Annotated in this window: 13 protein-coding genes and 1 pseudogene; 8 read left to right on the top strand and 6 right to left on the bottom strand. The window is 45.1% G+C overall.

Annotated elements, in window-relative coordinates; genetic code table 11:
- Complete coding sequence (locus tag LEP1GSC061_RS18325) at positions 1-1,422, top strand: FAD-binding oxidoreductase (protein ID WP_016547197.1); 1,422 nt, start codon at positions 1-3, stop codon at positions 1,420-1,422.
- Between the two features lie 147 nt (positions 1,423-1,569).
- Positions 1,570-2,286, top strand: a complete 717-nt coding sequence (locus LEP1GSC061_RS18320; RefSeq protein ID WP_016547161.1) for a lysophospholipid acyltransferase family protein — start codon at positions 1,570-1,572, stop codon at positions 2,284-2,286.
- On the opposite strand, the gene LEP1GSC061_RS18315 is transcribed toward LEP1GSC061_RS18320, so the two are convergent.
- The 3 genes from LEP1GSC061_RS18315 to LEP1GSC061_RS18305 all read right to left on the bottom strand — a co-directional run bounded on the left by LEP1GSC061_RS18315 (position 2,275) and on the right by LEP1GSC061_RS18305 (position 4,761).
- Positions 2,275-2,916, bottom strand: a complete 642-nt coding sequence (locus LEP1GSC061_RS18315; protein ID WP_016547118.1) for a hypothetical protein — start codon at positions 2,914-2,916, stop codon at positions 2,275-2,277. The two genes, LEP1GSC061_RS18320 and LEP1GSC061_RS18315, sit on opposite strands and share 12 nt — an antisense overlap.
- Positions 2,917-3,078: 162 nt before the next feature.
- On the bottom strand, positions 3,079-3,699 hold the full coding sequence (locus tag LEP1GSC061_RS18310) for a LuxR C-terminal-related transcriptional regulator (protein ID WP_040509979.1): 621 nt from the start codon (positions 3,697-3,699) through the stop codon (positions 3,079-3,081).
- 246 nt (positions 3,700-3,945) lie between these two features.
- Positions 3,946-4,761 (bottom strand): alpha/beta fold hydrolase, encoded by an 816-nt coding sequence (locus LEP1GSC061_RS18305; protein WP_332248712.1) that lies wholly within the window; start codon positions 4,759-4,761, stop codon positions 3,946-3,948.
- Between the two features lie 149 nt (positions 4,762-4,910).
- On the opposite strand from LEP1GSC061_RS18305, the pseudogene LEP1GSC061_RS18300 reads away from it, so the two are divergent.
- The 4 genes and pseudogenes from LEP1GSC061_RS18300 (at position 4,911) to LEP1GSC061_RS18285 (ending at position 10,525) form a co-directional block, all read left to right on the top strand.
- Positions 4,911-7,246 (top strand): annotated as a pseudogene (locus LEP1GSC061_RS18300) (ATP-binding protein).
- Positions 7,247-7,268: 22 nt separating this feature from the next.
- Positions 7,269-8,786, top strand: a complete 1,518-nt coding sequence (locus LEP1GSC061_RS18295; protein ID WP_016546941.1) for a hybrid sensor histidine kinase/response regulator — start codon at positions 7,269-7,271, stop codon at positions 8,784-8,786.
- Between the two features lie 12 nt (positions 8,787-8,798).
- Positions 8,799-9,794 carry a phosphotransferase gene (locus LEP1GSC061_RS18290; RefSeq protein WP_016547419.1) on the top strand — a complete coding sequence of 332 codons (996 nt, stop codon included), beginning with the start codon at positions 8,799-8,801 and terminating at the stop codon, positions 9,792-9,794.
- 2 nt (positions 9,795-9,796) lie between these two features.
- Positions 9,797-10,525, top strand: a complete 729-nt coding sequence (locus LEP1GSC061_RS18285; RefSeq protein ID WP_016547331.1) for a sugar phosphate nucleotidyltransferase — start codon at positions 9,797-9,799, stop codon at positions 10,523-10,525.
- An 8-nt stretch (positions 10,526-10,533) separates the two neighbouring features.
- Here LEP1GSC061_RS18285 and LEP1GSC061_RS18280 read toward each other — a convergent pair whose 3' ends face one another.
- Entirely contained in the window at positions 10,534-11,211 is a 678-nt protein-coding gene (locus LEP1GSC061_RS18280) for a YqjF family protein (RefSeq protein ID WP_198014287.1), read from the bottom strand.
- A gap of 53 nt (positions 11,212-11,264) precedes the next feature.
- Positions 11,265-11,684 (bottom strand): RDD family protein, encoded by a 420-nt coding sequence (locus tag LEP1GSC061_RS20910; protein WP_016547320.1) that lies wholly within the window; start codon positions 11,682-11,684, stop codon positions 11,265-11,267.
- 152 nt (positions 11,685-11,836) lie between these two features.
- On the opposite strand from LEP1GSC061_RS20910, the gene LEP1GSC061_RS18270 reads away from it, so the two are divergent.
- Both LEP1GSC061_RS18270 and LEP1GSC061_RS18265 read left to right on the top strand, forming a co-directional pair.
- Positions 11,837-12,403, top strand: coding sequence for an RNA polymerase sigma factor (locus LEP1GSC061_RS18270; RefSeq protein WP_016546989.1), 567 nt, complete (start codon positions 11,837-11,839; stop codon positions 12,401-12,403).
- A gap of 11 nt (positions 12,404-12,414) precedes the next feature.
- Positions 12,415-12,990: a ClpP family protease gene (locus LEP1GSC061_RS18265; protein WP_040510103.1), complete on the top strand. Its 576-nt coding sequence runs from the start codon at positions 12,415-12,417 to the stop codon at positions 12,988-12,990.
- Positions 12,991-13,009: 19 nt separating this feature from the next.
- On the opposite strand, the gene LEP1GSC061_RS18260 is transcribed toward LEP1GSC061_RS18265, so the two are convergent.
- The gene (locus LEP1GSC061_RS18260; protein WP_040509977.1) at positions 13,010-13,603 is read right to left on the bottom strand and encodes a GNAT family N-acetyltransferase; all 594 of its coding nucleotides are present in this window, start codon (positions 13,601-13,603) and stop codon (positions 13,010-13,012) included.
- Positions 13,604-13,606: the final 3 nt, after the last annotated feature.

Here is a 13,606-nt window from a genome sequence, read left to right as displayed (position 1 = left end):
ATGAGCATATTGAGCCTGGAAAACAAAAACAAACTAAAAAAACTCTTAGGAGAAGACAGAGTATTCTTCCATGATGAAAAAGTAATGGATGAGGCGACCTTTCTCTCCTACGGAACGGATCGCACCAAGGTCTATTCTCCCAATTACGAAATACTGACATTTCCGAAGAATACTCAAGAAGTCTCGGAAATCGTAAAATTCGCGTATGAAAACGATATCCAAGTGGTCCCTTCCGGAGGAAGAACCGGATACGCAGGAGGCGCTGTGGCAAAATCCGGCGGGATCGTCGTTTCCCTATCCAAGATGGACCAAGTCCTGGATTTCGATCCGTTCTTCGGCTCTCTAACCGTTCAAGCTGGAATGATCACCAAAAACCTGCACAACGAATGCGAGGAGAGAGGATTCTACTTTCCGGTCGATTTTGCCGCCACAGGCTCCTCTCAAATCGGGGGAAACATAGCGACTAATGCAGGCGGCGTAAGAGTGGTGCATTACGGGCTTATCCGTCAGTGGGTTCTAGGGCTAAAGGTCGTCACCGGAACGGGAGAGATCCTGGAGTTCAACGGAGAGATTCTGAAAAACAATACCGGCTACGATTTAAAACATCTATTTATCGGCTCCGAAGGAACCTTAGGAATCATAACCGAATGCACCGTCAAACTCACCAAGAAGCCATTGGACAATCGTATTCTATTTACCGCGGTTCCCGATTTTCCTTCCATATTGGAATTATTCAAGGAAACCCATAACATATCCGTTCCTATTCTCGCCTTCGAATTTCTAACCAAATATTGCCTGGACAAGGTCATAGACCATTTGCAGGTTCCGGATCCGTTCTCAGAACCGAGCCCATATTACGTTTTAATGGAATTCGAAATCGACGAGGCAGCCGACGAGGAGAAACTTTTCGCCTTCTTAGAAACCATTCTGGAAAAAGGTTTCGTGACCGATGGGAGCTTGGCTCAAAATTCCCGGCAAGCCGAGACTTTCTGGAAATATAGGGAAGGAATCAGCGAATCGATTTCGATAGACTATACCGTTCATAAAAACGATATTTCCCTGCCTCTCCGAAATATGAATCCGTTCCTGGAGGACATGCAGTCTCTCCTTTCCGATAAGTACCCCGGATTCGAAGTGGCCCTTTTCGGACATATAGGCGACGGAAATCTTCACTTAAACATAGTAAAGCCGAAAGACCTTTCCGATGCTGACTTCTTCTCGCAATGTAAAAGCGTTGATCCGAGCATGTTTCAGCTTTTGCAAAAACATCACGGATCCATTAGCGCGGAACACGGAATCGGTTTATTAAAGAAGGACTTCCTACATTTTTCCAGATCGGAAGCGGAGATAAACGTAATGCGCCTTATAAAAAAAGCATTAGATCCGAAAAACATCCTAAATCCGGGGAAAATTCTTCCCTAAAAAAAAGGCGATGGACGCACCCCGGACCATACCTTCCCGCACGGTAAACGGTTCCAGCAGGAACCGTTTTGGCGGCCCGGCATTACGATTGCTCGGATCGATACTTCGGCTTTTTCTTCTACCGTTCTTACGGAGGAGCGAAGAAGCGTGAAAGTTAAAATCGCAGCCTGGATTTCCTTTTTCATTCTGCGAATTATTTATCTAACTGTTCGCTGGGAAGAAATCGATCTTCCTAAATCCACCGAAGAGCAACTCCTAAAAGGAAAAGGGTTCCTATTGGCGCTCTGGCACAATCAAATCCCCAACGTAATCCATTTTACATATAAGTTTTTCATAAAGCGATACAATTTGGAAGTCGTACCGATGGCCTCCCGATCCAAGGACGGAGAGTTGGCCACTCGGGTCATCAGCCATTTCGGAATGCGCCCCAAAAGAGGTTCCAGTAAGAAAGGCGGCTCCACCGCTTTGAAAGCGCTAGTACAGGATTCCAAAAAAGGAAGCATAGGCCTGATTACTCCCGACGGTCCTACGGGTCCGATTTACGAATTAAAACCCGGGATCGTGCAATTGGCTTCTCTGACCGGATTTCCGGTAATCTCGTATTATGCAAAATACGATCGCTATTGGCAGGTACATAGCTGGGATAGAACGAAAGTCCCTAAACCATTTTCAAAAGCTAGATTTTATATTTCGGAGCCTTTCTTTATCCCTAAGTTAAAAGGCCCGGACGATCTGCAAAAATGGACTGCATCCTTAGAAAATTTTATGTTAGTCCAAACCGGAATAAGTGTGCAAGAGGCCCGAAACTTACGGGAAGAGATTCAAAAAGAGAAAGAAGCCAAATCGAAACGCTCAGGCAACTAAACGAAGCCTATAAAAGCTCCAATGTACGATAAAGATTCTGGAAATCAGAAGATACAAGGATTCTCCGTATTTGCTTTCGTTGGATTCTCCGATTTCTATAAAAGAAGAGATCAATTCCCTTAGAATCTCCCTTTCACCAGGATCCTCTACTTGATCCAAATCGATCGAAACAAGATTTTCGTCCTCCGGAAATCGCAGGCCGTTCGATTCCAAAAGAATTTCCAATAACTTCTCCGCCTCTATCACCACCGATTCGGAAGTAGTTTCCGGAGGTTCCGGTCCATCTAACAAAGCGTAGATGCCATCGGCTAATTCCAAAATCAGGGCGCCTAATACGGAATCGTCTTCGGATTCGAACATCCGATTGACTTTCTCGAATTTATCCTTAAGCAATCTCCGAACGTCTTCGAAAGCGTCCGAAGCGTATTTCATCTCGCCTTCGTCCATGGATTCTTCGAATCCTTGTAACCAATCCGGTCCTGTAGGTTCGAATCCGTCCCAGTCCGCCCATAAGGATTCGCAGGCGAGAAAGACTTGGTCCGCTGTATTTCCCACATGTTTGTACGTGGAGATAACGACGGCCAACTTTGCGATGGCCTCCGACCATTCCGTCTCTCGTATCCCCTTCATGCCGTATACCATATACTAATAACAAACGGAAGGAAGCAAGTTTCCCGATTATTCGATCGGGACTTAAGATTTATTTCTTAGCTTTCGCCCACTACCTATAATATGTAGTAGATAGTAATATTTACGACGACATATAAAATAAACCTTTGGGATTATTTTATATCAAGGACGGGAAAACTTGCGAACTAGATCCACTCTAGAGTTCACTTTCATTTTCTTGAAAATACTTTTGATTTGAATCCGAACCGTTCCTTCTTTCGTTCCGAAATAACCCGCTATTTGCTTAGTTCTCGCTCCGCGAACTATATGCTCCAGGATTTCCCTTTCTCTAGGAGTGAGAGAATTCAGTTCTTGCCTCGGAGGCTTGTGAAAGAAGGAGATAACGCGCGCCGCCAAACCTTGGGATAATATCCCTCCTTCTCTCATAACGGTAGTCGCCACATCGGCGATATCCTCTAAATCCTTCTTTAAAACGAAGCCTACGGCTCCGGCCTGTATGGCTTGGTAGAGAGTCTCGTCGGAATCCACCGTGGAAAGAACGACATACTTCGTATTCTTTCCTTGAACTTTTTCTTCCTTTAGAAATTCGATCCCCGAATTTTGGGACGGAAGAGCGTCCAAGAAAACCAAATCGAAACGATTCGGATCGGATTCGAAAAAAGATTCTACGGATGAGAACACATCCGTTCGCGAGACGTTCTCAATACTTCGTAATGATTCCACGCAAGATTTCGCAAATGACGTATCGCTTTCCACTATAGCAATTCTTGTTTCTCGCCTCATCGGATGGCCTGACTCTTAACTTTATGTGAATTTATAAAGTATATTCACGAGTCGGACAATTCGGACTTAGTCGTCTCAGAAATTCGAAATTTTTGCAAAAAATGTGGAACGTTCTGTCCGAAACTTGTCGCTGCTTGAATAAGTATAATGTGAAGCTCCGCTTCACGTCACTCGACCGAAACGAATATGCGAAGGGAAATCATTCGTCGTATTCTCCGGAAGTCCTCGGAAACTTTAATTTCCAGACTACAACCAGCTATTGATATGATTTCCGATTTCGGAAGCTCTCTCAAAATGAAGAGCGTGTTTCGCTCCTTGGATCCAAACTAGTTTACTATTCTTTAGATATCCGTGCAATTTCCTAACCATAGGAGGATCCGTAATCGGATCTTCGGTCCCGGATAAAATCAACGCCTTCTGTTTTACCGCGGAAAGTTTAGAACCTATAAAAATCTCCTTCTCTCTTTCCAGGGTGTTTTCGGTCAGATATCGATGCGGTAAATTATTCCATTGGCTGAGTAGCGCTTTCTTGGCGAGCCAACCTAATTTCGGCACATTCTCCTTATATAAAGAAGCGAAGAGCCTATCCATATCTTGCGGTTTATTCGGAAAAAGTAACTCTCTCATTTCGTCCCGTTTAGGATGCGGTATTCCCCCCGGAGCAAGTAAGAGGAGTTTTTTAATTCTTTCTTCCCTGGTCGAATCTCTGATTGCGATCATCATTGCAATCAGGGCTCCCATAGAATGACCGCCTATAACGAAATTTCGTAGATCCAATTTGCGGATAGAGTTATAAATCAACTCCGCAAATACGTCGACTTGGTAGAGATACCGCACTTTCGGTAGTATACTCCAGCCGAATCCCGGAATATCCGGAACAAGAATGTCATAATCCTTCCGCAAATAGGGAGCCAATTTGCGGAAACCGGTGGCGGAGTCCAAGAGTCCGTGCACGAACAAGAAAGTTTTGCCGGAAGAATCGGAAGCCCTGCGCCGTAAATAGAATATTTTATGTCCGCCTAAGTCCACATAAAGAGGTTCGAAACCTAATTCTTTCTCCATGAACTTGACTTTTTGTTTGGTGTAATTATTCAGAAGCAGTTCGTAGATAAATTCCATCTATTTAGGCATTGTTTTCGGTTCCGGCAAGAGATAGCAAGGAATCCAAATCAATTCCTTTGGGCGGAAATCCGATATAGTAAGAATATCCCATGGATAACTCGGAGCTCATTCAGCTGATTGAAAAGGCTTTCTTTCCCGCTCAGGAAGGAATCCTGATCCTGGAACCCGGGACCTATAGTATACTCGGATCCAATCCGAAAGCGGCAAGCATACTAGGATATTCCAGGGAAGAATTAGCCGGCTTAGGACTCAGCCAGCTTCTTTCCCGCCCGGATAGTATCGGCAACCACGGAAATGGTGCGGAAGAATTGGGTATCTCCCTTCTCTGGAACCTAAGGAAAAAGGACGGAGTTCAACTACTCGCCGATTTTACGATCAACGTTTTTTCCGACGCTCCCAAGTCCCCGCTCATTTTTCATATCTATCAGAGATCAGAAATCAGAGAGATCGAGCTTAGACTTTATTATCTACAAAGCATCCTTAGAACACTTCGACTCTTAAAATTGAATCTAAGATCTCTGCGTCTGAGTTCCGAAACCACCTTATTCCAGAAGATCTGCGATACCTTAAAGGAGAATCCTCACTACAGTTTGGTATGGGGATTTCATAGAAGAGAGGACGATTCGGATCAGATTCTCATCCAATCCGATCTGGACTCCAAATGGAGAAAAATTTTAGAGTCTGCCTGGGAAGAAAGAAAGCATTCCTCACCTTTCTCCACATTGCTGGACGGAAAGGAACAATTCCATATCTACGAATTCGGCACGCGGATCTATCCGGAGTGGGAAGATACCCTATTAACAAAAGATTTTAGACGTTCTCTCAGCCTTATCATCAGAGAAGAAGGAAAGATCATCGGAGGAATCGAAATCATATCCAAAGAGAATATGGCCTTTGATTCGGGCGAGAATTATCTTTACTTCGAGATCGTGGAGGACCTTCTCTCCTCTTTGCAATACCTACGCATAGAAAAACAAAAAAGAGAAACGGCTAAGTTACTACAATTCCAAGGAGCTTTATTGAATTCCTTGGAGGTCCCCTTACTTTCCACGGACGACGAAGGTTTTATTACCTACGCGAATAATAATTTAAGCACCTTATTGGGAATTCCTAGGGAAGAAATCTTAGGAATCCAAGTAAGAGATCTACTCAAATTGGAACCCGAAGCGATGGATATGATCCTTCTCGGTTCCAGGGCGGAAACCAGGATCACGATTCGAGGCAGACGAGAAGTACCTTTTCTTCTAGCTTCTTCTTCCTTAAAAGATGATTACGGGAACAGGATCGGAACGATCCTACTTCTACTCGATATCACGGAACAAAAGAAGAACGAAGAGCTCATACGCGCTTCCGAAATAAAATTGCGGAATCTTTTCGCATCCATGAATAACGGAATCGTAATATTGGATCCTGAAGGTAAAGTTCTGGAAGTGGCTCCGATCCTAAAATTCTTCCTATTCCAATTCTTAAACGTAGATGTAGGAGATGATTTCCCCAAACTATTCTCGGAAGAGGAGGAAAAAGGAATCCGAGCCAAGTTGGAAGAATGCCTCCAAATCCAAAGAGCGGTTTATTTCGATCTCTCCATGGCTCTCTTAGGGGAGGAAGAAAATTATTTTTCCATAAAATTCCTCCCTCTCAAAAAATACCAGGATTTGCCCGTCGCGGCGATGCTCGTATTCTCAGACGTCACTCAAACGAAATTATTGGATAGACAATTGTACGAGACGGCGAAATTCGCATCTATAGGAGAAATCGCAGCGGGGATCGCTCACGAAGTAAATAACCCCCTACAATCCAGCCTTCTCTATCTGGAAGATCTGATAGAACACGAAGATCAGGATGCGGACGAAAGAAAAAAAGTGTACAGAAGAATCGAGGGAGCCGCTCTAAGAATCCGAGATTTGATCAAGGGCCTTTTGGATCTGGGAAGAAGAGCCCCAAGGAAGAAGGAGTTGGTTTCGCCGTACTTCATTCTTCTCAGAGCCTGCGAACTCATCGAGGTAAGTTGCAAGAAGAACGGCATCGAATTGAAACGCGTTACCAGTCCGGAGCTGCCTCAGATTCTGGTCGCCTGGCAGGAGATAGAGCAGGTGCTCATCAACTGTCTCGTGAACGCCGTTAACGCGATTTCCGAAATGGAACATAAGCCGGCCGCCCCTTTAATTCAAGTTTCGGCGAGAAAAGAATTATATTTGAACGGAGAGACGGTAAGTTTTACCATTCAAGATAATGGTCCAGGAATGAGCGCCGAGGTCGTGGAGAAGGCATTTTTACCTCTCTACACGACACGAAGCAAGGAACCGGACTAGGGTTAACCATCTCCCAAAGAATCATTACCGATCACGGAGGCTCCATTTATCTGGAGTCCAATCCCGGACAAGGGACCAAGGTCACGATTCGCGTTCCAGTAGGCAAGGTATGACGAATTTTTATCGCAGGGCTAAATGACGACTCGGGGGAATCCCAACGTATTAGTGATAGACGACGAGGCGGAGATACGTACCGCCTTGGAAAGGGTAATCTCCCGCGAAGGCTATCACGTTTTTCTAGCCGAGGATTTCGATTCCGCGATGCGGATCGTAAGGGACCAGCAGGTAGATATCGTCATCTCCGATATTCTCATGGCGGGAAAAGACGGAATCGAAGTCGCAAGAGAAATTAAAAAATATAATTCTAATATTCCGGTTATCTTAATTACCGGAAATCCCCAATTGCATACTGCCGAAGAGGCTCTTCGAAACAGAGTTTTCGATTATATTTACAAACCCGTAAGTAGGCAAAACATTCTTGCCGCATTGGAAAACGCGAGAAGGGAAAAAGAGGAAAGGGATAGAAAATCCAAAAAGATCTTAAAGGCTGTAAGGGAGAAAACCCATCTAGCCCAACAATCCAAGGATTTGAATTATCGCAATAGTCTAATTCTGGAAACCACCGGCGATTGCGTCATCACTCTCGACGACGATCTTGTGATACACGGAGCCAACGAAGCGACGATACGCAATTTCGGCTACGAAGAAGGCGATATCATAGGGCAGAAAATTTCCCTTCTTATTTCGGAGGAAAATCGGAAAACTTACCTGGAAAGGATCCAACATCTGATCAATCGCAGGACCGGGCATAATATAGCAAGATTGCATAACGCGGAATTGATCAGCAGAACCGGGGAAAAAATCAATTTCGACATCTCCGTTTGCCGTTACGAGCTGAACGGTAAGACTTACTACACCGGAATCGCGAGGGATATCACCCAGAAAAACATCATTTCCGAAAAGTTGATAGACGCGGAAAGAAGAGCCTTTCTAACCACAATCGCGTCCAGTATCGGACACGAGATCAATAACGCATTAACCGCTGTACAGGGATTCATAGAAGTCGCAAGATTGCCCGATGCGGACGAGACGATCAAAGACAAGGCAATCCAGGTGACCTGGAATCAGATCACAAAACTGAAAAACCTGACATTCAACCTACTGCAACTCGGAAAACCGGGCGACTTGGCGAGAGATCGAGAACTGCTGGATCTGAACGAAGTCGTGGAATCCGTAATCGAAGTATTTCGTAAGACCACTCGTTTAAAATATTGTGAAATCGTTTTCCAGAGATCTTCGGAGAAGATGCTCGTGAACTCCAACTCGGATCAATTAAGCCTCCTCTTCTCCAATATTTTCCTAAATTCCGCCGACGCTACAGAGAATAAGGGAAGAATAGAAATTTCAGTGATCGAAAAGAACCGTCATCCTATGGTCAAGATCAGCGATAACGGAGTCGGCATGAGCCAGGAAACCATGCGAAAGATTTTTCAACCCTATTTCACCACCAAGAAGACCGGTCAAGGAACGGGATTGGGAATGTTTGTCGCAAAGGAGATCGCCGATATCTTCGGGATCCGGATCGAAATCGAATCGGAACCCGAAAAAGGCGCCGAATTCCGCTTGGTCTTTCCTGACAAATTGCAGAACTAGCCGAAAGAGGCTATGAACGAAGTACTAGGAGAAATAGATCTTCGCTTTCTGATCCAAGACGGTAAATTTCCGGACAAGGTGGACTTACTCACTCCCGAAGCCTCCGCCAGAAGATATTACAGAGTGACCTATCCGGACGGAGATACCAAAATCCTGTGCAAGGACGGGGTCTTCCAACACGACTTCATCGAAATCGGAAGCTTCCTGGAACACCACGGCTTCCATGTTCCCAAAATCTTTCGAACCGATGTACTCAACAAATTGATCCTACTCTCGGACGAGGGCGATTCGGATCTAAGCTCGGTTACGGACGACGCGACTTACAGGGACCTGCTGGTTCAAGCCATACAATTACTGATTTCCTTGCAAAAGCTAAGGCCTGAGCCGCCCGTTTCGGGAAGGGAGTTCGATTACGAAAAATTAAACTTCGAGAATCAATTTACCTATTCCTCCTTCGAAAGATTCTCCGAAATGTTCGGAATTAAGACTAGACTAAGACCGGAGGTAAAATTCTTCCTGGAAGAGGCCTCCGGTTTTCTTTCCGAATACAAGGAGAAGGTATTCTGCCATAGGGATTTTCACGCTCGCAATATCATGTTGTCTCCCGAAGGAAAGCTAACCCTCATAGATTTCCAGGATGCCAGAATGGGTACGCCGTTCTACGACTTAGCAAGCCTTCTTTACGACGCTTACAGACCGATTCCTTTCGCGATGCGCCAAGGGCTTTTCCTTTTGTTTCTAAAGTCCACGACCGCACAATATCCTAAACCGAAGGAATGCTATTATCTGCAATGTTTACAAAGATCCTATAAGGCTCTCGGATCCTATTTTATGTTAGTTGCTGATAAGAAACAGGATAAATACAGGGTGAGCATTCTGAATTGCTTGGACAATCTACTCGAGATCGTCCAAGTAGGACTTTTTCCGGACCAACTCTTTCTGTTCTTTCATTTGCTCAAGAAGGAACTTTTGGCGAGCGAATCCTTTAGATCCGGATCGAGGATTTAACTTTGGTCCGAAGGGCATTCTTTCCTGGAGCGGGATTCGGCACCCGCATGAAGGAATTAACGAAAAACCTACCCAAACCGCTATTAAAAGTATATAATATACCTCTTATTTACTACTCCTTATTTTGGGGAAAATATTGGGGAATAAAAGAAGCCGTCGTAAACGTCCATTATTTGGGAGACAAGATCCGCGAAGAATTACGAGGGTTCTCCGAATTCAAACTGGATATCTCGGAGGAAAAGCCGGACATACTAGGAACCGGAGGGGGAATCCGTACCGGTATCCATAGATATTGGAATCTAAAGGACGATTTCCTGGTGATCAATCCGGACTTTCTATTCTTCGCGGCCCCGTCTTTCTCTCCTTGGCCGAACGAAGAGGAAAAAGGGAATTTCGACTGCATCCTTTTTCTGGCAGAATCCGATCCTACACAATCCTACACGGGTCTTTCGCTTTCGGAAGGCAAAGTAAGTTTCGAGAAAGGCGGATATTTTTATTTGGGACTTTCTTGGATGAAAGCTTCTTGTCTGTCCTCAATTTCTCCCGACAAATACTACGATCTATCGGATACCTTTCGAGAATTGGCGGCAAAAGGAAGATTAGGAGGCAAAGTTTTTCCGGGGACCTTTCTGGATTTAGGAGAGAAGGAATTTTACGAGGCCCATCGAAATACCGATTTTTCGAATCGACTCCCGAAAGAATGGATCTCTTTTCGCGATAATATCAAATAAATAGAATATTATATCACCCTTTCCAGCCCCCAAGTAATCACTTCTATCCTCTTGGAAAAATGCAAAAGAGGAGAAGTATCCGGCAGCCTAAACCCCGGCAAATCCACCATCGTATTGGTTCGGATTTCCGCAGAAGCCTTCTGTAGAGGCCATGGTTCATGAAGTATCTCGCAACGATAAATTCTATCCTTTCGATTCGAATACAAACAATATCTTTCCGTTAACCAATATTCCAGGCTCCCCTTCTCCGCATTGTAAACATCGCTTTCAGGACGATATTCTCCTAAAAAACGGAATCGATCACCCAAAGGATATCTGGAAGAATCGTAATGAATCCGATTCTTATCGGAAAGAATATTAAACTTCGCATAATAATAGGGAAGATAATAAAAGGCTCTCGCGACTTTTACAGCCAAATAATTCGCCGCATCTAGGCTGAAGAAATATACTCCCGGCTTTCCATCCAGAGTTACATAGACCCTTACGTTTATCTCTGCAAATCGGGAGGTGAAAGGAATCTCCGGCAAATAATGCATTCGAATTCCGCTCATATGAAAAGGCACGACTCCTATCCATGTCTGGCCGTGATACATATCGATCTCCAATTGCTTTGGAACTAGAGGTCTTAATATGGAAACGGGCACCGACCAATGAGCGAAGAGTAGATCCTCCCAGACCTGCTTCATTCTCCATGGAGACGAAGGAACTTTCCAAGGGCGATGATCGGAGCGCATCTAACTTACTTTTCCAAAACCAGAGTATCTACGATTTTATCGTGAACGGTTTGCTTTCGCGAATCGAAGAATGCAACCATCCACGGGATCAAAAATAAACTAGCCGAGACTGCTTTAAAAACGGTGCGAGCAAACGCTTTTAAGAAACCGATCCGATTTCCTTCCAAATCGGTAATTTGGATCCTCATGAGAATTTTACCTATGGATCCACGGAATCTAGAACTGACGAGAAACAGATTTAGAAGCGGATAAACCGATGCGGAACCGATTAAAACCAGCTCCCTTACGGATTCATTTTCTCTAAACCGGGGCGAATCGATCACGAGTCCCGCGAAAAAGACCGGTACCCACATGGCATAAAGAAAACCGAGAAAAAAGTCCAGAAATTGTGCGATGATTCTTTTGATCGGATGTGCGTATCTCATGTTGGAACTCCTACAAATCCTCAGGTTAAGATATTCTCCTAAACCCTAGAACCGGACAGGGTTCCAATCTAGACTTCGGTCCGGCAGTATCAAACGGAAAAATTGTTCCATTTCGTACACCCCGAAATACAATTTGGGACCCTCTAACAGATATGCGCGATTTTACAGTACTAGTCAAGGAAGCTTCCCAAGGCGAAGAACCGGCGTTCAACGAGCTCATGACCCGTTTCGAAAAATATGTGAGTGCCCAGGCCTCGAAAAGAATTCGGGATGAGGCGAAAGCGGAAGACCTGAGCCAGGAAGTCTTCTTGGAGGCCTGGAAGGTTCTACCGAATCTCAGACAGCCGGAAGCTTTCCCGTTTCTTCTCCGAAGACTCGTACTCAAGCATTCGGATCGGATCCTGAGAAAGAAGGATTTGACCGGCACGGAACTCAACGCCGAAATCACAAGAGCGACGCCGGCTAATGGAGACGGGTGGAGAAAAGAAGTCCTGGAAGCTCTGGACGAACTTCCCGCCGAAGAGAAAGAACTTTTGGATCTTAGATATTTCGGAGAATTGAGCTACGAGGAAATCACTGAGAAAACCGGAATCCCGATAGGCAATCTTAAGAATAAGTTGAGAAGAAGCCGGGAGTTGCTTCGTAGGCAATTGCTGAACAAATCGGACAGAAAAGAATGGTTGGAAGTCCTACACGGCCCTATGGCGAAGGCATCCTAATGGAGAATCGGATGGAAAGCGCCGTTACCGAACTCCCTTCCTTTCCGGGAGCCAAGCTGGAGGAAAGCCAACTAAAAGAGAGAAAGGTTTTCCTTTGGGGTCAAGTGGACGATATTTCGGCTAAATACGTGGTGGAGCGTCTATTATATCTTTCGAATGAAGATCAGGAGAAGGACATCACTTTAGTAATCAATAGCCCCGGAGGCGCGAATACCGCCGGCATGGCGATCTTAGACACTATCGATCTGATTCCCAACGATGTGAAGACTGTTTGCATGGGCCTTGCCGCAAGCTTCGGAGCGCTTTTGCTGCTCTCCGGTACGAAAGGAAAACGATTCGCCTATCCTCATAGTAGAATCATGCTCCATCAACCTCATGTTCCCGGAAGATACGAAGCCAAGGCTACCGATATCGGTATCTTTGCCTCTATGATAGAGAAGGATAAGAAGGAAATCAATCGTATCATCGCCGCTAGGACCGGCCAACCTTTGGAGATCGTGGAGAAAGACACGGATCGCGACTTATGGTTGAGTCCCGAAGAAGCGAAAGAGTACGGAGTGATCGACGATATTCTCGAAAAATGGTAAAGGATAAGCTCCTTTCATTCTACGAATCCAATTTGAATCTTAGATTGTTTTTCACCGTCGGCCATTCGCTTTGCAGAATACTATAAACCGCAGTGTCTCTCAGGGTTCCGTTGGAATTCCAACGATGGTTCCGTAGGATTCCGTCCAATTTCGCTCCGAGTCTCTCGATCGCCTTTCGAGAAGGGAAATTGAAATAATTCGTCCGAAATTCGACCGCGATACAATTCAAAGTTTCGAAAGCGTGCTGCAAAAGTAGAAGCTTACATTCCGTATTGACGGAGGTTCTTTGGACGCTCTTGGCATACCAGGTGGTGCCGATTTCCAATCGCCTCGCATCTTTTTCGATATTCATATACCGAGTGCTACCCAAAATCTTTCCTTCCTTGCTTTGAACGACGAAAGGAAGTGAGACTCTTGCGTCCTCTTCTTCCCGAGCCTTTCGGATCCAGGCCTCCATCTTATCTGGAGTCGGGATAAAAGTGTACCATAATTTCCAAAGCTCTCCGTCGCTCACGGCTTCTTGCAAACCGGCTAAATGTTCCGCTCTTAAGGGAAGTAATTGTACGTTCTCGCCCTTTAAAGAAACGGGCACGGGCGGGTATTCTGAACTCAATAT

The sequence above is a fragment of the Leptospira wolffii serovar Khorat str. Khorat-H2 genome, from assembly GCF_000306115.2.
In the GTDB taxonomy this organism is placed as follows: Bacteria; Spirochaetota; Leptospiria; order Leptospirales; family Leptospiraceae; genus Leptospira_B; species Leptospira_B wolffii.
The sequence above is the reverse complement of the archived record's forward strand: the minus strand, read 5'-3'. Positions and strand labels throughout refer to the sequence as shown.